Here is a 23,486-nt window from a genome sequence, read left to right on the forward strand (position 1 = left end):
CCGCCGTGGCTCCGAAGCCCTGCTGTGACTGCTGAGAAACAAGCCGACGACGTGGCGGCTTCCACACCGACCCCGCCACCAGCCGCCGTGTCGGCGGGCCGGATGCCGGGGGCCGGCGTGTCGGGGGTCTTCGGTGTGCTGGCCGCGGCGCTGGCGCTGGGGGTGGCGGAGCTGACCGCCGCGCTGGTGGGTCGGCCGCAGGCCGGTCCGCTGCTCGCGGTGGGGTCGGTGTTCATCGACCTGAGCCCGGCGTGGCTGAAAGACTTCGCCATCCGCACCTTCGGCGCCGCCGACAAGCTGGTCCTGCTCCTGACGCTGGCGGCCGTGATCGCGGCCGCGTCGGCGGCCGTCGGAACGGCCGCGCCCCGGCGACCGCGCCTGGCCATCGCGGCCCTGGCAGCGCTCGCGGCGCTCGCCGGGGCCGCGGCGCTGTCCCGGCCGGGGGCAGGACCGATCGACGCGCTGCCCGCTGCGGTGGGGGCGGCGGGCAGCAGCTTCGCCCTGCTCTACACCCGCCGCCGGCCCCGCCCCGCGCGTGGGAGCCGCATCACGCTCGGCGGCGTGGTGTGCTCCGTCCATCCCCTCCAGCTGCCGGTGCCAGCAGCCGATCGGCGGGCCCTGCTCACTCGCGGCGCCCTCGTGCTCGGGGCGGCCGTCCTGACCGGCGGTGCCGGCCGGGCGATCACTTCGGCACGGCAGGCGTCCGCTGATGGCCGCGCCTTGGTGCTGCCGCCTCCTGCCGACCCGGCCCGGCCGCTCCCGCCAGGCGCGGGACTGCGAGTTCCGGGGCTCGGCCCGTTCACCACCCCCAACGACGCCTTCTACCGGGTCGACACCGCACTGATCGTCCCGCGCGTGCCACACCAGGAATGGACGCTGCGCATCCACGGCCTGGTCGACCGCCCGGTCGAACTGTCCTTCGCCGAGCTGCTGGCCAGGCCGCTGACCGAGCGCGACATCACCCTGACCTGCGTGTCCAACGAAGTCGGCGGCCCGTACGCCGGAAACGCCCGCTGGCTCGGCGTCGACCTGGCGGCGCTGCTGCGCGAGGCCGGCATCCAGGCCGGGGCCGATCAAATCCTGTCCCGCTCCGCCGACGGCTGGACCGCCTCCACCGCGCTGGAATCGGTGCTGGACGGCCGCGACGCGCTCCTGGCCATCGCCATGAACGGCGCTCCGCTGCCACCCGCCCACGGCTTCCCGGCAAGGATGATCGTGCCCGGCCTGTACGGCTACGTCTCGGCCACCAAATGGATCACCGACCTCAAGCTCACCCGCTTCGCCGACGAACGCGCCTACTGGACCCGGCGAGGTTGGGCCGAACGAGCGCCGATCAAGACCGCCGCCCGCATCGAGGTGCCCAAACCGTTCGCCGAGATCCCCGCCGGAGCCGTCACAGTCGCCGGGACCGCGTGGGCCCAGCACCGAGGCGTTGCGGCCGTCGAGGTCCGCGTCGACGGCGGCCCCTGGAGCCCAGCCCACCTGGCCCCCTCGGCCGGGCCCGACACCTGGCGGCAATGGCAAACGACCTGGCAGGCCGCCCGCGGACAGCACCGCATCGAGGTCCGCGCCACCGATGCCACCGGCCACACCCAGCCCGCCGAACGCGTGCCGCCGATCCCGGACGGCGCCACCGGCTGGCACACGGTCCTGGTGACCGTCACCTGAACTCCCCTCCACCGTCCATCCACCAGACACAAGGAGCCTCATGAACACTCGTCACGTCGCCGCCGTACTGCCGATCCTGGCCATGACCGTCTCAACGGCCGTCTCGATGACCGGCACCGGCGCAGCAGCGCTCGCCTCCACCCGGCACGCCGACACCGCCGCGGGCGCGGTGACCTGGTCCGCCCAGTCGATGGCAGCGCGGCGTCCCTTCGGGCCCGCCTGCTCGGCCGTGCCCCGCATGGGCATGGGCAGCTTCGCCGGCATGGCCGCCGACCCGGTCGCCACCGCCGCCTCCAACAACCCCGCCCTGTCCACTCTGGTCGCGGCGGTGAAGAAGGCCGGCCTGGTCGACACGCTCAACGGAGCCGATGGCATCACCGTCTTCGCGCCCACCAACCAGGCGTTCGCCAAGATCCCCAAGAAGACCCTGGACAAGGTCCTGGCCGACAAGAAAACGCTGACGGCCATTCTCACCTACCACGTCGTCAAGGGCCGCAAGGCCCCGGCCGACCTGCGACGCGGCAGCTTCACCACCCTGCAGGGCGGCAAGGTCGCCACCCGCGGCTCCGGCACCACCTACACGATCAACAACGCCCGCGTGGTGTGCGGCGACGTGCCCACCCGCAACGCCACCGTCTACATCATCGACACCGTACTCATGCCCAAGAAGTAACCCCACCACCACACACAGCCGGCTCGCCGCAATCCTTGCGGCGAGCCGGCCACCCCTACCGAAGGCAGGATGCGTAATGCGCAGGTCTTCTTCTCGGGGGCACAGAACTTGACTTCCGGATACTTCGCCGACGGCTTGTCCAGCAAGGGCTGCGGCCTCTTGTGCAGGTGCTGGTCGAAGAAGGCGGTGACATACCTGCGGGTGATGGTCATTGCGCGGGTGCCCGGGATGGCGGCGCCGTCCTCGATGCCGAGCTGGTCCATCAGTACGCCGAGGTCAGTGAAGGAGGTGTGCGCGGCCCCGGTCACGAGCAGCCAGCGCTTCCAGCCGTGCAGCCCTGCCCAGACGCCCTCCCAGTTGGCGCCGGTGCCAGGCTGGCCGGGCGTGTACGTGGCGGGCTTGCCCAGCAGCAAGAACGGCCGAGTCAGCCCGGCCGCGGGAAGGGCGCTCTCCACGGTGCCGTCCACGTCGATGCCGGCACGCAACCGGGTGTCGGTGGCCATGGCGGCGAGCGTGCTCGCGCCGCCGACGGACTGACCGGACATGGCGATCCTGGAGGTGTCGATCAGCCGTGCGTCCTTCCACTTCGGGTGCGCGCCGGTCAGTTCGTCCAGGACGAAGGAGACGTCGGCGGCCCGGCCCTTCTCCAGCTTCTCCCACACGGCCGGGTCCTTCTTCATCTCGCACGTGAGGCAGGTGGTGACCCTCCCGTCAGGGAAGGTCTCGGCGACGTTCTCGTAGGTGTGGTCGATGGCAGCCGCCACATATCCCCGGCTCTGCCAGTTCCTCGGCCAGGGCGGTGAGCTCGGACCTGGGCTTGCCATGCCCAGGGGACAGCAGGATGAGGGGCAAGCTGTGTGCGCCTCCCGCGGGGCGGGCGTCGGTGAAGGCGTTGGTGCGTACCTTGCTCAGCGTGCCGGCCGGGATGTCGGTGATCTCCCCGTCCTTCAGGAGCAGTTCGGACTCCGTGGGCGTCATGTACTGCGCTCGGTGACGCCCTGGGGCCTTGGCCGGATACCACAACGAGAGCATGAGCTCGCGGGCCTTGCTGCTGGGCAGCCAGGGGTCGGGGCGGGAGGTGTCCTTGAGGTAGAGGGATGTGGTGCCGGCCGGTCGCGAGCCGGTGGGCGCCGGAAGGTAGAGCTCGGCGGCGGCGATGGTTTCGGCGGCGGTCCCGGCGGCGGCGGTCTCGGCGTGGCCGAGGCCGGTGGCGGCCATGGCGGCGATGAGCCCGGCGGCAGCGGCCAGCCGGCTTGCCCGCCAGGGCTGGCGCAGTTCGCGCCTGGTCTGGGTCTGATCGTGGATCAACTGGCTAATGCCGGCGACTATAACCTACGGATATACACTCAGCCAATACAGGCTAGAGGATCTCTGCCGGAAGACCCTGGAGGCGCGGGGACCGGCGATGATCTCCCGCCACACCGCCCAGCCCTTGAGGCCGAACCCCGGCAACGTCCTCATGCACAGCTGCTCCGGCTCCGTGGCAGTGGAGGAGCATGACCGGCACCGAGGCCCCAGTCCGGCGAGTCACGGGAGTCATCATGGAGTGGGCGTACACGCTGGCCCGTGCTCTTGGGGAACGGCTCCCTCACCGACGATCGCGTCCCGCTGGGCGGACAGATCGTCGGCGAGTCGGCCGGTCAGGCGTCTGTGGACGGTTCAGGCCGTCGGCGCGGAGTGGGCGGCCGACTGGAACGCCAGCCAGGTCCAGGAGACGTCCTGGCGGTCATATGGATCGATACGCTCAGCGCGATGTATCAGCTCCAGGCCGTGGGTGTCAGCCAGGACGATCGTCTCCTGTGCGGAGACGGGGAACATGCGGCGGCCTGTGGGGACGGGGCCGTGACGAAGGGACAGCATCACGCGCCCGCCGGGGAGAGCAGGCCAGCCAGGTCGGGCAGCGCGTCATCGACCCATTCCAGATCCTGGCCGGCGTGCAGAGCCTTCCCTCGCGCACGAAGCTCAGCGGTGGGTTCGGCGGCGACGACCTGATGGCCCAGGGCTGCCAACGCCGCCGCATCGCGGCCGCTGCCCGCACCGATGTCCAGCACCGAGCTCGGCCGTGCGGGGAACAAGTGCAGCATCTCGCGGTGGACCTCTGCGAACGTGACGCTTTCGTACTGCTCGGCCAGCCTCTCAGCCGCTTCGGCATATCCGGAAGTGGATTGCAAGGGTTCGACCGGTATGTTCCTTTTCACAGCATGGCACTCTAAGCGGGATTCCTCTCCGGACCCTCCGCTCAGACTGTGTGATCCCATCCCCGCAACGGCAGAGCTTCTAGCGGTTCACCTGTTCGGCTTTCTGGGTTTGATGTTGGATCTGCAGGTCAGCGGGGAAAGGTGTTTACGCTCCCCTCCCCGTCTGCTGTGCCGGGCCAGCGGCGATGATGACAGAGCGGGTGCTCCGCTGCCCGATCAACGCCGATCTAGGCCGACTGCGTGATGTGGTGCATGCCTACGCCGACGCCGGCGGGTTGCGCGGGGAGCGGTTAGAGGATCTGGTGCTGGCGGTCAACGAGGCGGTCACCAACGTGCTCGACCACGGCGGCGGCGCCGGCACGCTCACCCTGCACGCCCGGCCTGGCGCTGTGCTCGTTCAGATCGAGGACACCTCCGGCCAGCTGACCCGCGAGCACCTGGACGCCGCGGAGATCGATCCGACCGCGATGCGCGGGCACGGGCTGTGGATCATCCAGCGGTTGTGCGACGGGGTGCACCTGCAACGCACCAGCCGCGGCGCGCTGCTGACCCTGACCATGAACACCCCCCGCACCCCGCACACCCCCGGCCCCACGGGTAGCCCAGACTGCTCTTGACGTGCACAAACCCTCCTCCCGGGGGCCGATGTGCGCGGCAGACATTCCGGACTACGATGGCATCCGTGATCACTGTCGGCAGTGACGATGTACCGCCTGCGCCGCTGACCCTGACCTCGCGGCTCGTGGACGGCATCGCCGTCATCACCATCAGCGGGTTGCTGGATGTCACCACCCGCGACCAGTTCGCCGACTACCTCGACCAGGCCGGTCCCGCGCTGTTCCTGGACCTGGCCGGGGTGACCTTCATGGACTCGCGCTCCCTGGGCCTCATCGTGCACCACTGGCAGCGCGCCGTCACCGGCGGCGAGAAGTTCGCGCTGATCGGCGCCGACTACGCCCGCGTCAAAGTCATGTGGATCACCGGCCTGGCTCAGCGTATCCCCAGCTACGACACCCTGGACCAAGCACTGGCCGCCCTGGCTTGACCCACCCGTCAGGCCCAGGGAGAGCGCGGGAGGGCGGGCGCCGCAATATAACCCTCTGGACCGGTAAGGGGTCAATGTTCCGTCTCATCAGGGCCGGGGAGGGGGAGGCGATGACGGACGTGCTGGAAGCCGCCGGGCTGGAGGCGGCCGGGGTCGTGCTGCGCCGCCAATACACCTCGATGCGGCTCAGCGCGTCAGGTGAGCAGCCTCGCCTGCGCATCGAACAGCAGCACCTGGGCACCGTGCGGCTGGGCCGGGTGAGTGTCCAGGCGGCTCTGGAGGCCGACTGCGAACCGCTCGGCACGTTGTGCGTCGGGCGGCTGCGTTCGGGACGGCTGCGCTACCGGTCCGGGCGGGAGGAGGTGCTGCACCGGCCCGGCGAGGTGTTCCTGGCCGCCCAGCCCGGCCGGCCGTTCCAGACGAGCCTGCGCGACCTGGCCTGCGACGTGGCCGTCTTGGACCCGGTCCTGCTCGGTGACGTGGCAGCCGAGCTCGCCGCACCGTCCGGCCAGGCCCCGTCCGCCTCCGGCGGCGGGGGCCGGGTGCGGCTGCTGAGCTATCGGCCTGTCTCGCGGGAGGCCGGCGTGTTGTGGACGCGGACCTACGCCTACGTGCACAGCGCGGTCGCGGGCAACCCGCACGCCATGCACAGCCCGCTGATCCTGGCACAGGCTGCCCGGCATCTGGCCGCGGTCACGCTGTCGGTCTTCCCGTACACCACCGCTGCCGAGCCAGCTCACTTGGCCGGCCGGGACGCCCACCGGGACACATTGCGCCGCGCCATCGCCTACCTGGAGGCCCACGCCGATCAGGACATCACCGTGGCCGACATCACCGTGGCCGACATCGCCGAGGCCGCGCACGTCACCGTGCGCACCATCCAGCTGGCCTTCCGCCGCCACCTGGACACCACTCCCCTGGGCTACCTGCGCCGGATCCGCCTGCACCACGCCCACGACGACCTGCGCGCCGCCGCCCCGGGGCGAGGCGACTCAGTCGCCGCCATCGCCGCCCGCTGGGGATTCGCCCACCCCGGCCGATTCGCCGCGCTGTACAGGCGAGAGTTCGGCCGCTCCCCCAGCCTCACCTTGCACGGCTGACCACCCGACGTCCCGGCGCGATCCGCGCCGGCACCGCCTGATGAGCGGGCAGGCGGGCCTTGCAGCCGGTCTGGTCCTGGCGGCACCAGTCAGTTGAAGAGCTGGACGACGGTGGCCTTCTTGACCCGGTCGTAGCCGTCGATGACCAGGTACCAGTAGTCGTCGTAGGGCACCTGCAGTGTGAGAGGGCTGTAGTCGAAGAAGCCGCCGTGGTACTTGTAGGCCTCCTGGTCGAGGCACGCCTGGTACTCGTCGCTGTCCATCAGGCAGACCCGGGCCGTCGACCCGCGCCGGTCCACCTCAAAGCAAGCGCCGGCCCCGGTTTCTCCAAGATCCCAGTACAGATGCTGCACACACCATTAGTAGCTGGCCACGCACCGCCCGGGAAGCCGCGCAAGGACGACCTACTGGTGGGTCGTCGGCCATCGACGTGCGCTGACCGCTTCTCCAAAGCCCCGGCCGGGGCGGCTTCCCTTCGCCAGCATGAGATGCACCCGACCGTCCAGAGACATGGAGACCTTGATGGCGCGCCCGAAGTTCCGGATCACCTGCTGTCTGTGCGGCAGGCTCATCCCTCTGGCGTCGGACGCCTACGACCTGGACAAAGAATGGCAGCGCCGATATCCCCAGATGAACGGCACCATCGCGTGCGGCTGCGCTCTGAAGATCTCCTGGCAGTGCCACGGTCCCGGCGGCGGTTACGTAGAGGGCCACATTCCCGCGGTCCGGTCCAACGGCGAGCCTGAGCCCGACGGCAGTTGTTTCGATGCCTGGTCCCACATCGGGCCACCCGGGACCCACGTCGCGCAGGTCATCGGCAACCCTTGGTCAGGCTTGCTCCAAGGGGCTGAGGAGTACCTGCGCTACACCGCTGAGCGTGGGGGCGTGGATCCCGCCGTGGCGCAGGAGCTGCGGGCCGTCCTGGCTGAATGGGACGCTGCCCGAGCCGAGGACCGACCCGCATCCGCTACTGCGGGGCGGCGGGGAAGTGCAGGTCCAGGATGTCGACCCACTCCGGCAGGATGATGAACCCGCTGCGGCCGCAGAACTTGTCGTCGTTCGGCGTGACCAGTTCCACCAGGGCCTGCACGAAGGGGCTGTCGGCCTGATCGGCAGGCAGGGCCTGCAGCGCCGTCTGGAAGCGCGCTACCGCGTGGGGGAAGAGTTGCTCGGCGCGTTCTTCCTCCTGGCGCACCTGCTCGGCGCTGATCTCCGTCCGCAGTTGCCATTCCAGATGCTCCCCGCAGTCGTGGGCGTGCAGCTGGTTGGTTTTGCTGGTGAGTAGCAGCAGCGTTTTGTCGGTCAGTTTGGACAGCACTCGGGGGTGATCGGGCCCGGAGTGTCGGTGAGAAGTAGCAGCACCCGGAGGCTCGACCACCCACCATGCGTGTTCATGCGATTGCTGATAGGGGCGTGCGGTGGCTGGCTTGGAGGGAGCCAGCGGGGGTCCCCGTAGCAAACGGCGGAAATCCAACGAATCTACGCCTGACCTGTGGTTTCTCGCGTTCCACGATCCTAATTGATCTCCGCTACCGACTAGAGCGGGAGCGCCGAGCGGCACGTCATTCGAGCGGGTTGTGAAGTGGGTGGACGAGGACGCGTTTGACCTGCGGAGTTAATGCCCGTCACCGAGTCCACCCGTCCGAGGTCAGGGCACGTGGAGGCAGACGAACTCGGCCTCCAACAGGGCATCCATGGCGGTCTCGGTGCTGCGCAACGCAAGGGCGGGCCACCCTGCCCGGCTCCGCCGCGACCCTGCCGTGTCTGGATCGGTGGCCTGCCTTCAGTCGCCAGGGATGTACAGCAAGCAGAGGTTGGAAGTCGGGGTCGCTTCCGCACGGTCCCAATCCTGCGCGAGGTTGCCGTCCTCGCAGCTCTCGCTCGGATCGGGGCGTGGCGAGTCCACGTTGGGGTCTTTCATGATGACGCGGTATTCGGCGTCAGCGGAGTCGCAGGGGACCTTGATCAACGAGCCGTAGATGTCGGCGACACAGTCCCCCGCATCGAGTTCGCGCACGCCGAGGTGGGTCAGCGCACGATTCACCCAGGCGGAGAAGCGATCTGTGCCGCCGTCGTGCAGCACGACGGCAGTGGGGGCGAGGGCCAAGAGGACGAGCCCGGCCGCCGCACCCTTCCACCCGACCATCCACCCCCGCGCCTTCGCGGGCGCGTTCCCGACAGATTGCGCATGAGGGGTAGGCGGTGGAGTGCCCGGTGGCTGGACGCGCGTCGCGTGCAGCGTGACGACCTCGGTGACGGCGTCCGGCAGCCAGGCCCCACCAGCACGTTGCGGGTTGTGCGGGGCGAGGGCGGCCAGCTCGTCCAGCAACGCCCGCGGTGTGGGCCGTGCGGCGGGGTCCTTGGCCAGGCAGGCGGCCACAAGGGTGGTCAACGGGGTGGGCAGGTCCGACAGGTTCGGCTCCTCGTGCACGACCCGGTAGACGACCGCGTGCACCGGGCCCTCACCGAACGGGCTGTGGCCGGTCGCGGCGAACGCGAGCACACAGCCGAGGGAGAACACGTCCGCGGCCGAGCCGACGGTCTGGACCGTGGCCTGCTCAGGGGACATGAACGCGGCGGTGCCCAGCACAGTGGCGGTGCGGGTGTGGGAGGTGGCATCCAGGGCGCGGGCGATGCCGAAGTCGATCAGGCGGGGGCCGTCCGCGGTGAGGATGACGTTGGCGGGTTTGAGGTCGCGGTGCACCACGTTCTGGGCGTGTATGGCGTCCAACCCCTCGGCCAGGCCGGCGCCGAGCACGGCCACCGACTCCATCGGCAGGGGTCCGTGGTCGGCGACGGCCTGGTGCAGGGTGGGGCCGGGGATGTAGGCGGTGGCCAGCCATGGCGGGTTCCCCTCGGGGTCGGCGTCCACGACCGGGGCGGTGTAGAAGCCGCCCACCTTACGCGCGGCCTTCACCTCATCGGCGAAGCGGCGCCGGAAGCCTGCGTCACCGGCCAGATCGGAGCGCACGATCTTGACCGCGACGGTGCGGCCACCTGGGGAGCGGCCCAGGAACACCTGGCCCATCCCGCCGCCGCCCAGCCGGGCATGGATGCGGTAGGGGCCGATCTGTGCGGGGTCGTCGTCGCGCAAGGGGGTGGTCATGGCACCACTTCCGTGGGGGAGTGCGGGAGTCGATGATCCCAGGAGAATCCGTTGCTTGCCGGAGCCGGCCACGGCCCCGGGTGATGGTGACGCCAGGTATTCGCATCAGATGCGATTGGCGCTGGATGCAGCTTTCGCGGAAGATCCAACGCCTAGTCGCGCGTCGACATCAACCACCCCCACGCGCCACAGATCACCCAGATTCGTGACAAACCGTAGCGGAGATGATCAACAAGAACCGTGGAACTCGAGAACCCACAGGTCAGGCGGAAATCCGTTGGACTTCCGCCGTTTGCTACGGGGACCCCCAGCGCGTCGGGCGCATGGGCTCTGGGCACAAGCGCGTGCGGCCCCCGACGCCATCGGCATCTGAGGTTGTCAAGCGAACCTGGTGGTCAACGACATGATGGTCGTTAAGCGCGGCGGCGTGACGTACGTCATCCACCCGCCAGACCACCCGCTGCCTCCGACGACCACAGGGCTGCCCGCGAACTGGTGAGCAGCGCCCTGGCGGACTTGCGGAACGCCGCCACCAAGCGGTTGCGGTCGCTGGCCCGGGTCGCCAGCACGACATGACTCGGCTCGACGCCCTCCAGGGGGATCGAGATGAGGTCCGGGCGGAGGTTGACGAAGATCGGGCCGGCCGCGATGGCCACCGCCTCCCCGGCGGCGATCGGCTCGAACTTGTCCTCGATGCTGGCGATGAGCGGGCCGTCGGGGGCCGGGCGGCCGTCGGGCCTGGGATCGATGCGCCAGTACGCCTCCCAGGCCGGGTCCGGGTCTGCCAGCCGGGGCAGCGGCTCGTCAGCGATGTCGGCCAGCGTCACGGACTCCCTGCCCGCCAGGCGGTGGTCGGGCGAGAGCAGCAGCATGCGCGGCTCGTCGTACAGGATCGTCACGTCGAGCCCGTCTGTCGCGAGCGGCAGCCGGGTCACCACCGCGTCCACACGGTAGTCGAGCAGGGCGGGGCGCGGCTCGTTCCAGGCCACGTGCGAGGTGCGTACGTCGGCGTCCGGGTGCAGGCGGCGCAGCTCGCGCACGGCCGGCGTGACGATGAGGCCCGCCGTGTACCCGATCGTGATCCGGCTGGGCCGAGCGGCGGCGCGGGTCTGCGCCGCCGCCTGGGCGGCCGAGCGCAGCAGCGTCTTCGCGCGGGGCAGGAAGACCTCGCCCGCCTCGGTGAGCCGCGTGCCCTGCGGGGTACGGTCGAGCAGGCGGGCGCCCAGTTGCCGCTCGAGGCCGCGGATCTGCCGGCTCAGCGACGGCTGGGTGATGTGCAGGGCCTCGGCGGCGCGGCCGAAGTGCCGGTGCTCGGCGACGGCCGTGAAGTAGCGCACGAGCCGCAGATCGAGGTCGGGCGAATCGGGCATAACCCGCAGCCTACTGCGGTGATGCCTGAAACGTATTGCCCGATGAGGAACAGGCTTTGGACGCCGTGCGGCACCGGCTCCGACTATGGGAACACCGCTGAAGAAGGAGATCATCATGCGTGTTTTCGTCACCGGTGCCACGGGTTTCGTGGGTTCCGCCGTCGTTCGTGAGCTCATCGAGGCCGGGCACCAGGTGGCCGCTCTGGCCCGTACGGACGAGGCCGCCGCCGCGTTGAGGGCCGCGGGAGCCGAGCCCCACCCCGGCTCGCTCGACGACCTCGCCGGCCTGCGCGACGGGGCCGCCGCCGCGGACGGCGTCATCCACCTGGCCTTCGTGCACGACTTCGCGAACTTCGAGGCCGCCAACCAGACCGACCGGCGTGCCATCGCGGCGCTCGGCGAAGCGCTGGCGGGGTCCGGCCGGCCGTTCGTGATCACCTCGGGCACTGGCCTGCTCCCGCCCGGCCGCGTCGGCACCGAGGAGGACCAGCCGGGGACGCATTCGCCCCGGGGGGCCGCCGAGCAGGTGGCGCTGTCGTTCGTGGAGCGCGGGGTGCGGGTCTCGGTGCTGCGGCTGCCGCTGGTGCATGGGGAGGGCGACCCGGGATTCGTCGCGACCGCGATCGGCATCGCCCGTGCGAAGGGCATCTCCGCGTACGTGGGCGACGGCGACCACCGCTGGTCGAGCGTGCACCGGCTGGACGCCGCCCGCCTATACCGGCTGGCCCTGGAGGAGGCTCCCGCGGGCGCGCGGCTGCACGCCGTCGCCGAGGAGGGCGTGCCGGTACGCGACATCGCCGGCGTCATCGGGCGCCGGCTCGGCGTGCCGGTGACCGCGATCACCGCGCGAGAGGCGGGCGAGCACTTCGGCTGGCTGGCCTCCTTCGTCACGCTGGACATGCCGGCCTCCTCCGCCCTGACCCAGAAGCTGCTGGACTGGCGTCCCGGCCGACCCGGGCTCATCGCCGATCTGAACGCGGGACACTACTTCAAGGGCTGAGCCCACAGCTCCGCCAGTCCCTCGTCCCTGGTCCTGACCGGCTGGTAGGCACAAGCACACATCAATGCTCCCGCCGCCGGCCCTCGGGCGCTGTTACTTCTCAGCGACATCACCTTGCAGTGGAAACGATCGCTGTCGCAGCAGACCCGAAAACGCTGTCACATGTCACCGACAAAGCCAACTGGTGGACGACCACGCCGTCTTCGATCCACATGAGCAGGCTCATGTCGTCGGTCTTGGGGGGCATCGCCTGGCACGTGAGGCACAGGCGGATCGAGGCCTCGGGGTACGACTCTTCGGTCAGCGGCCACCTTCTCTTGCAGAGCGGGGACGGCCGCGGCCACCGGGAGTTGGTCATGCCCCGTCATCTGGGCTGATCGGGGGCGATGCCTCCTGAGGCGGGTATCTGCAGCAGCCCGTCGTCAAAGGCCAGATGGAACAGGACACCCAGCTGTATCGCCGCGTAGTCAGGATCAACCGCGGCGAGCGTGCGGGCGTCCGGCCGGACCGAGACCGGGTCCAGCCGAGGTACGGCCAGAACCGGCCATGAGTCGATCTTGAATCTGTGCGTGGGGCCGTCGTTGACCTGCCGTGCCGGCGAGCATCGTGGGTGAGAGGAGACCACTCGAGCCAAGGCAAGACGGCAGGTCATCCGCTATATCGAGGGGTTCTGCAACCATCGGCGCCTGCATTCGGCGCTCGGCCCCTCACCGCCACTAACCTTCTCGTCGCGACTCACTGCCAGGATCTTGTCGCTCAACGGGATCGATGTAGGCGGTGACGAAGACGAAGCGGTGCAGCCATTCGTTCTTGAGCGCGGAGAAGAACGACTCGGCCATCGCGTTGTCGTAGCAGACGCCGGTGCGGCCGACCGAGCGGCGGATGCCCAGGCCGGTCAGGAAGCGGCCGCACTCGTCGCTGATGTAGTTCGAGCCGCGGTCGGTGTGGAACAGGGCACCGGGCTGGAGCAGGCCGGTGCCGGCGAAGATCTCGGCGACCGATGCGGCCAGCAGCGTCCGGCGTTGCGCGGTGGCCGAGGCCGGCCGCTCGCGCCATTCGTAGTAGCCCGAGCGGGACACGCCCAGCCAGGCACACATCCGCGCGGTCGGGTGATGCGCCTTCTCCGCGTCGATGAGCTCGTACTCGGCGAGCGTCACCGAGACTCGGACGCGAAGAAGGCGGCCGCTTTTTCAGGAAGATCAGCTTCTCCCGCAGTTCGGCGTTCTCCCGCTCCAACTCCCGGATCCGCGCCCGCTCCGGCCCGGAGAGCGGCTGCCGCTCATCCTGCGCGCTCGCGATCCGATGCCGGTTCACCCAGCTGCCCAGGGTGCTGGCGTTGATGTCGAACTCCCGCGCCACGGACGCGACCGTCCGATCGCCCTCCAGCACCATGCGGATGGCTTCTTCCTTGAACTCCGGCGAGAACTGCCTGCGACGCCTCGTCACGTACCTACCTCTTCCAGACTTCTGTCAGCTTATGTAGACGACTGTCCGGAATCTGCTGGGCACCTCACGGAGAGTGAGGAACATCTTGGGACAACGCGAAGGGTGAAACCTGGGGGATCAGCGACACGGGCTCCGCTGGGATGTGCAAGCTGCCCCGCATTCTCTTCGGAACCGCGATGTCGTGAGGGCCCCTTTCAGGTGGACTCATCCTGTTGCACTAGTGCACAGGATGGCATTTCCTGTTGATGCCGTGGGATCAGGCGTTCGCGTGCGTACGGTGTCCACATGAAGTATCTGGAAGGGCCTTTCGCGCCCCTTACGGAAGAAGTCACCGCCTACGACCTGCCTGTCACCGGGCGGATCCCGGCCGAGCTCAACGGCCGCTACCTGCGCAACGGGCCCAATCCTCTGGGCGTGGAAGACCCCGTTGTGCACATCTGGGGCATGGGGCAGGGCATGGTGCACGGGGTGCGGCTGCGTGACGGCCGGGCCGAGTGGTACCGCAACCGCTTCGTGCGTGTACCGGGCTTCGCGCCCATGGTGCACGTGATTGCGTACGCTCAGCGCACCTTCGCCTTGGCGGAGGGTGGCCTGCCGCCCGCCGAGTTGGACGAGGAGCTGAACACCGTGGGCGCGTGCGAGCTGGGTGGGACCGCGGAGGGGTTCACGGCGGGGGCGCACTCCAAGCACGACCCGCTCACCGGCGAGCTGCATTCGCTGTCGTACATGCCGGGCCGCGACTTCGTCCAGTACATCGTGACCGACCCCGGGGGAAGTGTCGTCCGAACCACCACCATCCCCATGACGCGGACGCCGTTCATGCACGACTTCGCGCTCACCGAGGAGCACGTGGTGTTGTGGGACACGCCGCTGGGTTTCGACGGGTTCGAGTGCCGGTGGCTGCCTGGGCATCCGACGCGCGTGGGGGTCATGCCGCGGACCGGTGGTGACGTGCGCTGGCTGGACATCGACCCGATCCATGTCAGCCACACGCTCAACGCCTACGACGACGGCGACTCGATCGTGGTCGACCTGGTCACGGCCGAAGGGCCGTTCGATCCCGCCGACCCCGGGGCGATCCGGCCCGTGCTGGACCGCTGGACGATCACGCCGGACAAGATCCACCAGCGGCGCGTCGACGACCGTCCGCAGGATTTCCCGCGTGTGAACGAGGCACGTGCCACCCGCCCGTACCGATATGGCTACTCGGCCGCGACAGCCCTGTACGGGATTCCGTTCGCGGCCCAGGGCGAGGCGCCGGACCACGCCTTCACCAACGCCCTGGTCAAGCACGACCTGAAACGAGGGACGACCGAGGTGCACGGGTTCGGCAGGGACGAGGCGGTCGGAGAGGCCGTGTTCGCCGCCGCGGGGCAAGGGGAGGACGAAGGGTACCTGCTCACATACGTGCACAATCCTCGCCGAAACGCCAGCGACCTGGTGATCCTCTCAGCCCAGGACTTCACCGGTGAGCCCGTCGCGCGCGTCCACCTTCCTGTCAGAGTGCCGCTCGGCCTGCACGGCAACTGGCTGCCCGACCACTGAGACGTGGCAGCATGGCCGTCGTGAACGCTCCCCAACCGCCGTACCTCCGGATCGTCGCCGACATCGAGCGGCGCATCGCCGACGGAGAATTGCAGCCCGGCGCTCCCGTTCCGACGACCAGAGCGATCATGCGCGAGTGGGGCGTGGCGATGGCGACGGCCACCAAGGCGCTGGCCGCGCTCAAACAGGCAGGCGCCATCGAGTCGGTGTCTCGGGTCGGCGCCGTGGTCGCTCCCCGGAGACTGCCCTCACGTTCCGCCGGGGGTCTCGAACGCGACCGCGTCGTCCGCGTGGCCATGGAGATCGCCGACGCCGACGGCCTGGCCGCACTGTCCATGCGGGCGGTGGCGGCCAAGCTCGGCGTCGCCACCATGGCCCTCTACCGGCACCTTGAGGCCAAGGCCGAGCTCACCCAGCTGATCGCCGACGCCGCGTTCGCCGAGATCGAATATCCGGCGCCACCGCCGGGATGGCGTTCCCACCTGCGGGTGGCCGCCCAGCTGCAGTGGGCGGCCTACCAGCGCCATCCCTGGCTGCCACGGCTCGTGTCCATCACCCGGCCGGCCACACTGCCCGGGCAGCTCGCGTACGGGGTATGGACCCTGCGCGCGCTCGACGGCCTCGGCCTGGACCCGATCACCCGCATGCACGTCTACGGCACGATGGTGAACTACGTGCGGGGGACGGCGATCAACATCGAGAGCGAGGCCATCGCCGAACTGGACACGGGGATGACCAGCAAGCAGTGGGGCAAGGCAAAACTGTCCGTCGACGGGCCGCTGATCGCGCAGGTCGCGGAGCCGGGCGCGGAGCTCGACCTGGAATCACTGTTCACCTTCGGCCTCGAACGCCTGCTGGACGGCCTGGCCACCGTGATCGCCCCCCGGAAGATCCGCCAGTAACCGGGCCTTCACAGAGTCGGCACGTCGATTGGACGCCGGAGCGGCCCAGTGGCACCGCGGTCTCGACCGCGTCCCTCACTGCGCGCAGCGTGGAAGGCCGGCGCACCAGAATGACGGCGAGTTCTGCGGTGAAGAGGCCCTGGACGGATCGTCCAAGAGTTACGGGATAACATCCGTTATCTGGCAAGGTGACGATCACCGGGGTAGCGCGAGCTGGGCGGCCGCCGTCCGGCGCGCGGGCTTCGTTTCCCGGTTATCTGGCAACCCGGCGGAGGATGGAGGTCGGTACAGTGGATCCGGTCATCGCCGAGCAGCTCGGCCGCGCCCACCCGCTCGCCCGCCATCTCGACGACTTCCTCACCGACCTGGCCAACGCCGGGAAGTCGGCGCACACCCGGCGGGCCTACCGCGGCGACCTGATCGCCTTCGCCGCCGCCTCAACAGCGACTGCATCGAGCTGCTGCGCCACCTGCACGACCACCACGACACCCGCTTCGCGCTGCTGTACGTCGGCGGCGACGGCTGCTGGGAGGTGCTCTCGCGCGAGCCGATGCTGCGCTCGCGCGTCTTTCGCCGCCTGCCGTTCAAGGCACTGCCCGCCGCCCAGGTCTCCGAGCTGATGCGCGGCTACCACCCGATCTACGCCGACGCCGACGAGCAACTGCTGCTCGACATCAACGACTTCTACGCCCACGGCACCCTGCGCGACTGGGCGGCCTTCACCCACACCGCAGCCGAGCTGTGCCGCCTCGGCGCGCTCCAGCGAACCGACACACCCTGCCCGCGCCTGCTCGTCCGTCCCACGCCAGGCGCCGGCGATGAGCTCACCCTGGGCCTGGACCTGCTGGCCGCGCTCGGCAAGAACCCCGAAGGGCTGCGCCGCGACACGATCGGCGGCGCCGGATAGGAGCTGGCCCGCGCCTGGCACCGGTCAGTGATGCGAGCGACTACCCCCGCCCCGCCGGTGCCGTCACAAGCGCCCGCTCTGAGATGCGGTCGGATCCACCGCGGAAGACGTCGCTGGGTCGTGGCTCGCCCGAGCGTCAGGGGCCCGATGACGCCGCATCCGTTCGGCGCGGCACCATCGGGATGGCGGTCGCTGGCAGATGGTCGGCGACCCGGCGCACCGGGGTTGGCGGCCGGACACGTGAGGGTAAGAAGAGCCATGGCCCCCCGGTTCGAGCCATCGTCCAACACGGGGGACCCTGTGACCGACAACAGCCAGAAACAGCAGCAACTCGATCAGTACCGGGTGGATTCCACCAACACGCGCTACACCACCGACCAGGGCGTGCGCATCGACGACACCGACAACTCGTTGTCGATCGGTGAGCGTGGCCCGACGATCCTGGAGGACTTCCACCTGCGGGAGAAGGTGACGCGCTTCGACCACGAGCGCATCCCGGAGCGGGTGGTGCACGCGCGTGGCTCGGGCGCGCACGGGGTGTTCCAGGTGTATGAGTCGCTGGCTGAGTACACCTGCGCCGACTTCCTGTGCGACCCGGAGCTGCTCACCCCGGTGTTCGTGCGTTTCTCCACGGTGGCAGGCTCGCGCGGTTCGGCCGACACGGTGCGGGACGTTCGCGGCTTCGCGACCAAGTTCTTCACCCGTCAGGGCAATTACGACCTGGTGGGTAACAACTTTCCCGTGTTCTTCGTGCAGGATGCGATCAAGTTTGCCGATTTCGTGCACTCGGTCAAGCCGGAGCCGCACAACGAGATCCCGCAGGCGCAGTCGGCGCACGACACGTTGTGGGACTTCGTGCAGTTGCAGCCGGAGACGATGCACACGGTCATGTGGTTGATGTCGGATCGGGCGATCCCGCGCAGCTTCCGCATGATGCAGGGGTTCGGCGTGCACACCTTCCGCCTGGTCAACGCCGCGGGGCGGGGCACGTTCGTGAAGTTCCACTGGCGGCCCGCGCTCGGCACGCACTCGCTGGTGTGGGACGAGGTTCTGCGCATCCAGGGCAATGACCCCGACTTCAACCGGCGCGATCTGTGGGATGCGATCGAGGCCGGCCAGTACCCGGAGTGGGAGCTGGGCCTACAACTGGTGCCGGAGGAGGACGAGCACAAGTTCGACTTCGACCTGCTCGACCCCACGAAGATCATCCCGGAGGAGGAGGTGCCGCTGCGGATGGTCGGCAAGATGACCCTCAACCGCAATCCGGACAACTTCTTCGCCGAGACCGAGCAGATCGCCTTCTGCACCGCCAACGTGGTGCCGGGCATCGACTTCACCAACGACCCGCTGCTGCAGGGCCGCAACTTCTCCTATCTCGACACCCAGCTGCTGCGCCTGGGGGGCCCGAACTTCCAGCAGATCCCGATCAACCGCCCGCTCGCCCCCGTCCACAACGACAACCGCGACGGCTTCCACCAGCACATGATCCACACCAGCCACACCAGCTATTCCAAGAACTCCATCAGCGGCGGCTGCCCGGCCACCGGAGTGCTCAGCGGTGACATGACGGGCGTGTTCCGGCATTACACCGAGCGGGTCGAGGGTGAGAAGATCCGCAGGCGCAGCCCCAGCTTCGCCGACCACTACAGCCAGGCCACCCTGTTCTGGAACAGCATGTCGGACTGGGAGCAGCATCACATCATCAAGGCGTTCCTGTTCGAGCTGGGCCACGTACAACGCCGATACATCAAGGAGCAGGTGGTCGAACGGCTGGCCAACGTGGACACCGGGCTGGCCGGGCATGTGGCCGCCGGGCTCGGCCTGCCCGCCCCGGCTCCGAAGGGCAGCAACCACGGCAAGTCCTCCCCGGCGCTCAGCCAGGCCGGCCAGCCCTCCAGCCTGGCCACCCGCAAGATCGCGATCTTGGTGAGCGACCAGACCGACGCCGGCGCACTGCATCCGGTGATGCAGGAGCTGGAGAGCGGCAAGGCGGTCTGCGATGTGATCGCGCCGCACGAGGGGACGGCCGGATCGCTGACCGTGGACAAGCAGGTCAGCGCCGCCTCCTCGGTGCTGTACGACGCGGTGCTGTGCACCGGCGGCGCGGAGCTGACCGGCAACGGGCACGCCGTGCAGTTCGTCCGCGAGGCATTCAGGCACGGCAAAGCCATCGGCGCGCTGCCGGACGGCGAACCGCTGCTACAGGCCGCCGCCCTGCCCGGCCGCCAGGGCGTCGTCGACTCCGCGGCGGCGGACGACTTCACCGGGCAGTTCATCGCCGCCATCCTGCAACACCGCCACTACGACCGGAACGTGGCCGCCTTTCCCGCCTGAGACCCTCGCTTCCTGCGGGCGGCATCAGCCGGCCCTGCCCATGCCTGCCCGGTTCTATGGTGCTCGACTGGCGCGAGCACCATACCGGGCCCGCTCACACGCTGGAACCACCTCATCTTCGCCGTCGGAGAGCACCCCGTAGACGCCGGCCAACGAGGGATGCCGGCGCAGCCTTGCCTGTACTCCCGAGATCAGCAAGCCTCGGAAGCAGGCTCCCGGATGTGACCTCCGAGACTGCGCGCCCGGACCCTCACAGGAGCCCGGCATTGCTCCCTGGATGACGAAGCGCCCTCCGGCGCCCGCCCCGCCCGGCAGCAACCCGCCTACGACGCGGTGCTCGGCAGGCAGGCCACTGTCGGCCGAGCCCTGGCGCACCTACCGCTCCGGAGGGCGCATGTACCTGTCCCGGCTGGCCGATCACGCCACCGCCTATGACGCCGATGCCCTCGCCCAGCGGCACGCGCGGGACTGGGGGTGCGCGACTTTCGCGAGTGGCTGCTGCGCGAGGGGGCCGGCCCAGCGCAGCCCCGTCTACGTCAACTCCGTCCTGGCCGCGCTGAACGACTTCCACATCCGCCGGGGCCTGGGCAAGGCCGACGTCGCCCGCGAAGACCTGCCCATGAGCGCGCTGCGAGGAGGTGCCTCGTCGGCGATGACGGCGAACCGCTTGCCCTTCAGACTGGAGTCGCCCCGGCCTTGCGCACGTCCTCGGGGCTGATCGTCGCGACGATCTTCCCGCTGCCGTCGATCTGCCGGATCGCGTCCTGAAGCTGCCCGTCCAGCATCGTGCGGTCGACCACCACGATGACCGAGTCGAAGACCTTCTCATCATCGACATGAAGCCGGGCCAGACGATGCGCTGTCCAGGCGATCGTGTTCGTCTTTCCTGATCCCGAGGAGTGCTTCTCCCAGACCCGCTCCCACAGGTACCTCGTCGCCGACCTCCCGTCGGCCCCCGAACGGGTTCCCGGCACCTTCCTAGAAACCGGTGTTGAACGGCAGGAAGTGCGTCTTCTCACCCTCCAGCCGAGTGGTCATCGCAGCCAGATCGTTGGAGACCGCGAAGTGAACCAGCGCCCGGTGCCCAAACGACAGCAGCGGCTCGCGCCGACCGTTGGTCAGCGGGTTGCGCTTCTTGCGGTACTGCTGGATCGCCTCGTCCAGTGACTGGGTGAAGTCGGTCTTCAGCTCCACCGTTGCAACGGGGAGCCCGTTGACGAAGAACACCAGCTCGATGGTGCGCTGGTCGGCGGTCGGCGGTCGGCGGTCGAGAAGTGCACCTGCCGCATCACGCGGACCCGCATCGCGGCGTAGTCGGCGTTCGTCGTCGCGTTCAGCGTCGTCTCAGGCCGGAACCGCGCCATCTACAACCGGCCACCGCCGATGTACTGCACCCCGTACGCAAGATGCTCAGCATCCCCCCGCCGCGTTCCAGCGGTTTGTCGAGCGCTACGGTAAGTACGTCGAGGAATTTCGCCTGCGCCCCCGACCGGACAGTGGACCTGTCCATACTGATGATGCCGTCCGACCGGGAGTAGATGATCCGTGGCGACGCCCGCACTAGGGCGGCTCACCCGCTCTCGGTGACGGCGGCGGGTGCCACCGGCTGCCTGAGCATCGTCTTGGGCTCGGGATCGGTGAAGTCGGTCAGATAGATCTCGTGGTGCAGGCCGTTGGGCACCAGGCCGTGCTCGGCCATGAATGCCTCCATCATGTCGAGTGACGCCTTCTCTTCGCTGTAGGGCCCCTCGTGGAGCAGTTCCACGCACTCGCCCTCGGTGAAGGTGACCACTTGGACGCGGTCGACAGCGGCTCCGGACGCGCGGGCCTGCTCGCGCGCGGCCTCGACCACTCCCGGTTCGGGTACGTCGGGCAGTGGCAGCAGCAGGTGCCATCGCCACTGGTCGCGCGGCACTTCCAGCGGCGGCAGGCTGGTGTCCTCCACCCACCAGCGGCCTTCCAGGGGGCCGGCAGGGCAGCCCATGAAGGAGGCCACGGCGTACAGGGCGCCGATGGCCGAGACGTGCTCGGCGCCGCCGGGCTCGCCCATGCCGGTAACGTTGAGACAGATGACGGGGTCGCAGTGGACCAGCCGCGGTGTCATAGCTCCTCCAAAGGGATCATCAGGTGGGTGATCAGCCGATCGGGCGGGGTGGTTGCCGGGTCCGACACGTACACCTCGCGGATCGGACCGCGAACGGGACAGCGCCGCTCGGCGCACCAGGACAGCAACGCATGCGCGGTCAGCCCGATTTGGCCATACGGGCCGACGTGAGTTGCGCTGGCGAACCGGCCGCCGGGCAGAACGTCGAGCTCGGCTCCCGCTACCGGCTCCTCGCTGACCAGAGCGGCGGAGACGGCGACGGGCTCGCCGAGGTCGAGTGGGAACAGGCCGATGAGCTCGGGAGCTGCGGCCGGCGACGCCGCCCGCAACCTGGCGATGGCGGCCGAGGTGGCCCGGCCGACGTCTGACGGGTCCGCCGCCGTTACTACGGCCACCGCCACGCGCCGCGCTGGTTCTGTGACCACCGCGACAGGAGTGGACGGCAGTCCCTCTGTCATGACGCGCTCCAGCACGGCCAGCGTCGATCGGCGCTTGGCCAGCTCGGCTTCCAGCCGCTCGTGCACTCCTTGCAGGACACCTGGCGTATCGGAAAGCACCTGCGCGATGACGGCGAGCGGGACGTCGAGCGAGCGCAGCAGCCCGATCGACAGCGCATCGCGCGCCTGCTTGTGCCGGTAGTAGCGGTACCCGGTGTGCTCGTCCACGTACGCGGGCACCAGCAGTCCGAGCTCGGCGTAGTGCCGCAGCTGCTTGATGCTCAGCCGGCCGAGCCTGGCGAACTGTCCGATCGGCAACAGCTCCTCGTCCATGCCCCCAGCATGGTGTCTCCCCATGTGGGAGAGTCCAGCCGTGGGCTTTGGCGGCGGCCAGGCCGACGCGGGTGCCGGCGACGATGAGTTCGCGGATGAACTCGGCCAGGGCGGCGAAGACGTGGAAGATGAGCCGACCGCCGGGGGTGGGGGTGTCGAGGTTCTCGTGCAGCGAGGTGAAGCCGATCTCGCGGCGGCGCAGCTCGCCGACCATGGTGATGAGGTCGGCCAGAGAGCGGCCGTAGCGGTCGAGGCTCGGGACGACCAGGGTGTCGCCTTCGGTCAGGAACGCGTGGCAGGCCGCCAGCTCGGGGCCGCTCGGCGCTCTTGCCGGACTTCTTGTCGGCGAACACGCGCCGGCATAGTTCGGCCACCGACACCTCGGGCCGGAACTGGCGATAGCGGGCTGTCCGATCCTCCCCGAAGGCCTGTACGTCTAGGCCATGCTGTCGGCCGTCGCCAGGTACCGGCTGCTGTTCGGGCGCAGGCCTGCGCTCGCGCCCTCCTGGGAAACCCCAGGTCTCCTCGCTCACGCCACCTCCGCTCACTGGCTTCCAAGTGGATCACAAGACTCCGTCGGCAGCCTGTGGGTGCAAGCGACGAGAAGACGAACTCTTCAGAAGGCGAGGAAGAAGAGTTGATCATCAGAAAGCTCCTTCTCCCCATGCTGACGGCCGCCGCTCTGGTGTCCTCCGCGACCATCTCCCACGCGAGCGTGGCGGACCGCCTGACGCCCACCCCTCAGAACCCATGTCCTTCCGGCAGCCTGTCGGCGTCGATCGCGTCAGGGCCGATGGAGATCTCCAGCAGCGACGCGGCCCCCACGCTCAACATCCGCCTCATGTGTTACAACTGGACGACCAAGAAGCTGGCCCCCATCGAGGCCGGCCAGGAGATCAACGTCGAGGTCCTGGGCGTGTGGGCCACGTCGGAGGCTGCACTGTGGGACGAAACCCTGCGCAACGAGAACACCTCGTGGCCGTACAACAGTGACACGGCGAAGCCGTCGTACAAGAACTTCACGAAGGCGTACGGCCAGTACACCATGCCCGACGAGGGCTGGAACAAGCTCAAGAACGTCGGCAAACCCGACACCTGGGGAGTGCTCTACTGGCAGACCTGGGTCTGCCACCGTAACCCGGGCGACCCCGAACCGAGCGGGTGCATCCTCTACAAGCAGCCTGAACTGCTGTTCATCGACCACACCTGAGGCCCCGCTCCGACCCGACACCGGCGTTGATCAGGCGGTGATTCGCCCGGTCCACGCCGGCTGATCCCGATACACCCCGGGTGACCGGACGAGCCTGCCCTCCGGGCC

Annotated in this window: 24 protein-coding genes and 2 pseudogenes; 11 read left to right on the forward strand and 15 right to left on the reverse strand. The window is 69.2% G+C overall.

Annotation, left to right across the window (positions count from 1 at the left end; translation table 11 throughout):
- The first annotated feature begins 51 nt into the window (after positions 1 to 51).
- Both AB0J97_RS24975 and AB0J97_RS24980 read left to right on the forward strand, forming a co-directional pair.
- On the forward strand, positions 52 to 1,668 hold the full coding sequence (locus tag AB0J97_RS24975; protein WP_364092395.1) for a molybdopterin-dependent oxidoreductase: 1,617 nt from the start codon (positions 52 to 54) through the stop codon (positions 1,666 to 1,668).
- Positions 1,669 to 1,708: 40 nt separating this feature from the next.
- Complete coding sequence (locus AB0J97_RS24980) at positions 1,709 to 2,341, forward strand: fasciclin domain-containing protein (RefSeq protein WP_364092397.1); 633 nt, start codon at positions 1,709 to 1,711, stop codon at positions 2,339 to 2,341.
- Here AB0J97_RS24980 and AB0J97_RS24985 read toward each other — a convergent pair.
- The 4 genes from AB0J97_RS24985 to AB0J97_RS25000 form a co-directional block, all read right to left on the reverse strand.
- On the reverse strand, positions 2,305 to 3,105 hold the full coding sequence (locus AB0J97_RS24985) for a hypothetical protein (protein WP_364092399.1): 801 nt from the start codon (positions 3,103 to 3,105) through the stop codon (positions 2,305 to 2,307). The two genes, AB0J97_RS24980 and AB0J97_RS24985, sit on opposite strands and share 37 nt — an antisense overlap.
- Positions 3,053 to 3,649, reverse strand: a complete 597-nt coding sequence (locus AB0J97_RS24990; RefSeq protein ID WP_364092401.1) for a hypothetical protein — start codon at positions 3,647 to 3,649, stop codon at positions 3,053 to 3,055. Before AB0J97_RS24990 ends, AB0J97_RS24985 begins: the two co-directional genes overlap by 53 nt.
- Positions 3,650 to 4,000: 351 nt before the next feature.
- The gene (locus AB0J97_RS24995; protein ID WP_364092403.1) at positions 4,001 to 4,159 is read right to left on the reverse strand and encodes a hypothetical protein; all 159 of its coding nucleotides are present in this window, start codon (positions 4,157 to 4,159) and stop codon (positions 4,001 to 4,003) included.
- A gap of 41 nt (positions 4,160 to 4,200) precedes the next feature.
- Positions 4,201 to 4,539: a hypothetical protein gene (locus AB0J97_RS25000; RefSeq protein WP_364092405.1), complete on the reverse strand. Its 339-nt coding sequence runs from the start codon at positions 4,537 to 4,539 to the stop codon at positions 4,201 to 4,203.
- A 188-nt stretch (positions 4,540 to 4,727) separates the two neighbouring features.
- Here AB0J97_RS25000 and AB0J97_RS25005 point away from each other — a divergent pair, with 188 nt between their 5' ends.
- From AB0J97_RS25005 to AB0J97_RS25015, 3 genes are all read left to right on the forward strand, one after another.
- The gene (locus AB0J97_RS25005) at positions 4,728 to 5,156 is read left to right on the forward strand and encodes an ATP-binding protein (RefSeq protein WP_364092750.1); all 429 of its coding nucleotides are present in this window, start codon (positions 4,728 to 4,730) and stop codon (positions 5,154 to 5,156) included.
- A gap of 65 nt (positions 5,157 to 5,221) precedes the next feature.
- Positions 5,222 to 5,584, forward strand: a complete 363-nt coding sequence (locus tag AB0J97_RS25010) for an STAS domain-containing protein (RefSeq protein ID WP_364092406.1) — start codon at positions 5,222 to 5,224, stop codon at positions 5,582 to 5,584.
- A 74-nt stretch (positions 5,585 to 5,658) separates the two neighbouring features.
- Positions 5,659 to 6,684 (forward strand): helix-turn-helix transcriptional regulator, encoded by a 1,026-nt coding sequence (locus AB0J97_RS25015; protein WP_364092408.1) that lies wholly within the window; start codon positions 5,659 to 5,661, stop codon positions 6,682 to 6,684.
- Between the two features lie 89 nt (positions 6,685 to 6,773).
- Here the strand turns inward: AB0J97_RS25015 and AB0J97_RS25020 are convergent, their stop codons facing one another.
- The 4 genes from AB0J97_RS25020 to AB0J97_RS25035 form a co-directional block, all read right to left on the reverse strand.
- Positions 6,774 to 7,037: a DUF1883 domain-containing protein gene (locus tag AB0J97_RS25020; protein WP_364092410.1), complete on the reverse strand. Its 264-nt coding sequence runs from the start codon at positions 7,035 to 7,037 to the stop codon at positions 6,774 to 6,776.
- A gap of 614 nt (positions 7,038 to 7,651) precedes the next feature.
- Positions 7,652 to 8,002 (reverse strand): hypothetical protein, encoded by a 351-nt coding sequence (locus AB0J97_RS25025; protein ID WP_364092412.1) that lies wholly within the window; start codon positions 8,000 to 8,002, stop codon positions 7,652 to 7,654.
- 465 nt (positions 8,003 to 8,467) lie between these two features.
- Complete coding sequence (locus AB0J97_RS25030; protein ID WP_364092414.1) at positions 8,468 to 9,790, reverse strand: serine/threonine-protein kinase; 1,323 nt, start codon at positions 9,788 to 9,790, stop codon at positions 8,468 to 8,470.
- 437 nt (positions 9,791 to 10,227) lie between these two features.
- A complete protein-coding gene (locus AB0J97_RS25035) occupies positions 10,228 to 11,160 on the reverse strand; it encodes a LysR substrate-binding domain-containing protein (RefSeq protein ID WP_364092416.1) in 933 nt (310 codons plus the stop codon).
- A gap of 115 nt (positions 11,161 to 11,275) precedes the next feature.
- Between AB0J97_RS25035 and AB0J97_RS25040 the strand changes: the two genes are divergently transcribed.
- The gene (locus AB0J97_RS25040; protein ID WP_364092418.1) at positions 11,276 to 12,160 is read left to right on the forward strand and encodes an SDR family oxidoreductase; all 885 of its coding nucleotides are present in this window, start codon (positions 11,276 to 11,278) and stop codon (positions 12,158 to 12,160) included.
- A gap of 716 nt (positions 12,161 to 12,876) precedes the next feature.
- On the opposite strand, the gene AB0J97_RS25045 is transcribed toward AB0J97_RS25040, so the two are convergent.
- A complete protein-coding gene (locus AB0J97_RS25045) occupies positions 12,877 to 13,317 on the reverse strand; it encodes a hypothetical protein (protein WP_364092765.1) in 441 nt (146 codons plus the stop codon).
- Between the two features lie 58 nt (positions 13,318 to 13,375).
- Positions 13,376 to 13,606: pseudogene (locus AB0J97_RS25050) on the reverse strand (transposase); the annotation flags it as partial.
- Positions 13,607 to 13,891: 285 nt separating this feature from the next.
- Here AB0J97_RS25050 and AB0J97_RS25055 point away from each other — a divergent pair.
- From AB0J97_RS25055 to AB0J97_RS25070, 4 genes are all read left to right on the forward strand, one after another.
- The gene (locus AB0J97_RS25055) at positions 13,892 to 15,151 is read left to right on the forward strand and encodes a carotenoid oxygenase family protein (RefSeq protein ID WP_364092420.1); all 1,260 of its coding nucleotides are present in this window, start codon (positions 13,892 to 13,894) and stop codon (positions 15,149 to 15,151) included.
- Between the two features lie 11 nt (positions 15,152 to 15,162).
- A complete protein-coding gene (locus AB0J97_RS25060; protein WP_364092422.1) occupies positions 15,163 to 16,053 on the forward strand; it encodes a GntR family transcriptional regulator in 891 nt (296 codons plus the stop codon).
- A 532-nt stretch (positions 16,054 to 16,585) separates the two neighbouring features.
- A complete protein-coding gene (locus tag AB0J97_RS25065) occupies positions 16,586 to 16,960 on the forward strand; it encodes a hypothetical protein (protein WP_364092424.1) in 375 nt (124 codons plus the stop codon).
- 300 nt (positions 16,961 to 17,260) lie between these two features.
- Positions 17,261 to 19,294, forward strand: coding sequence for a catalase (locus tag AB0J97_RS25070; protein WP_364092426.1), 2,034 nt, complete (start codon positions 17,261 to 17,263; stop codon positions 19,292 to 19,294).
- Between the two features lie 674 nt (positions 19,295 to 19,968).
- Here the strand turns inward: AB0J97_RS25070 and AB0J97_RS25075 are convergent.
- The 5 genes and pseudogenes from AB0J97_RS25075 to AB0J97_RS25095 all read right to left on the reverse strand — a co-directional run.
- Positions 19,969 to 20,268 carry a DEAD/DEAH box helicase family protein gene (locus AB0J97_RS25075; RefSeq protein ID WP_364092428.1) on the reverse strand — a complete coding sequence of 100 codons (300 nt, stop codon included), beginning with the start codon at positions 20,266 to 20,268 and terminating at the stop codon, positions 19,969 to 19,971.
- Positions 20,269 to 20,272: 4 nt separating this feature from the next.
- Entirely contained in the window at positions 20,273 to 20,521 is a 249-nt protein-coding gene (locus AB0J97_RS25080) for a type I restriction endonuclease (protein WP_364092430.1), read from the reverse strand.
- A 343-nt stretch (positions 20,522 to 20,864) separates the two neighbouring features.
- Positions 20,865 to 21,398: a GyrI-like domain-containing protein gene (locus AB0J97_RS25085; RefSeq protein WP_364092432.1), complete on the reverse strand. Its 534-nt coding sequence runs from the start codon at positions 21,396 to 21,398 to the stop codon at positions 20,865 to 20,867.
- Positions 21,395 to 22,168 (reverse strand): MerR family transcriptional regulator, encoded by a 774-nt coding sequence (locus AB0J97_RS25090; protein ID WP_364092434.1) that lies wholly within the window; start codon positions 22,166 to 22,168, stop codon positions 21,395 to 21,397. The genes AB0J97_RS25085 and AB0J97_RS25090 overlap by 4 nt, the downstream gene beginning before the upstream one ends.
- Positions 22,169 to 22,265: 97 nt before the next feature.
- A pseudogene (locus tag AB0J97_RS25095) lies at positions 22,266 to 22,583 on the reverse strand (recombinase family protein); the annotation flags it as partial.
- 222 nt (positions 22,584 to 22,805) lie between these two features.
- Here AB0J97_RS25095 and AB0J97_RS25100 point away from each other — a divergent pair.
- Positions 22,806 to 23,378, forward strand: a complete 573-nt coding sequence (locus tag AB0J97_RS25100) for a hypothetical protein (RefSeq protein ID WP_357710441.1) — start codon at positions 22,806 to 22,808, stop codon at positions 23,376 to 23,378.
- Positions 23,379 to 23,486 lie beyond the last annotated feature (108 nt).

Origin of the sequence: Nonomuraea sp. NPDC049607, from assembly GCF_040675375.1 — a bacterium.
In the GTDB taxonomy this organism is placed as follows: Bacteria; Actinomycetota; Actinomycetes; order Streptosporangiales; family Streptosporangiaceae; genus Nonomuraea.

What these genes read in the sequence shown, in the direction of transcription:
- AB0J97_RS24980 (WP_364092397.1), top strand. Translation starts at nt 1,709, where the DNA reads ATGAACACTCGTCACGTCGCCGCCGTACTGCCGATCCTGGCCATGACC.
- AB0J97_RS24995 (WP_364092403.1), bottom strand. Translation starts at nt 4,159, where the DNA reads ATGTTCCCCGTCTCCGCACAGGAGACGATCGTCCTGGCTGACACCCAC.
- AB0J97_RS25005 (WP_364092750.1), top strand. Translation starts at nt 4,728, where the DNA reads ATGACAGAGCGGGTGCTCCGCTGCCCGATCAACGCCGATCTAGGCCGA.
- AB0J97_RS25015 (WP_364092408.1), top strand. Translation starts at nt 5,659, where the DNA reads ATGTTCCGTCTCATCAGGGCCGGGGAGGGGGAGGCGATGACGGACGTG.
- AB0J97_RS25030 (WP_364092414.1), bottom strand. Translation starts at nt 9,790, where the DNA reads ATGACCACCCCCTTGCGCGACGACGACCCCGCACAGATCGGCCCCTAC.
- AB0J97_RS25035 (WP_364092416.1), bottom strand. Translation starts at nt 11,160, where the DNA reads ATGCCCGATTCGCCCGACCTCGATCTGCGGCTCGTGCGCTACTTCACG.
- AB0J97_RS25040 (WP_364092418.1), top strand. Translation starts at nt 11,276, where the DNA reads ATGCGTGTTTTCGTCACCGGTGCCACGGGTTTCGTGGGTTCCGCCGTC.
- AB0J97_RS25055 (WP_364092420.1), top strand. Translation starts at nt 13,892, where the DNA reads ATGAAGTATCTGGAAGGGCCTTTCGCGCCCCTTACGGAAGAAGTCACC.
- AB0J97_RS25060 (WP_364092422.1), top strand. Translation starts at nt 15,163, where the DNA reads ATGGCCGTCGTGAACGCTCCCCAACCGCCGTACCTCCGGATCGTCGCC.
- AB0J97_RS25085 (WP_364092432.1), bottom strand. Translation starts at nt 21,398, where the DNA reads ATGACACCGCGGCTGGTCCACTGCGACCCCGTCATCTGTCTCAACGTT.
- AB0J97_RS25090 (WP_364092434.1), bottom strand. Translation starts at nt 22,168, where the DNA reads ATGGACGAGGAGCTGTTGCCGATCGGACAGTTCGCCAGGCTCGGCCGG.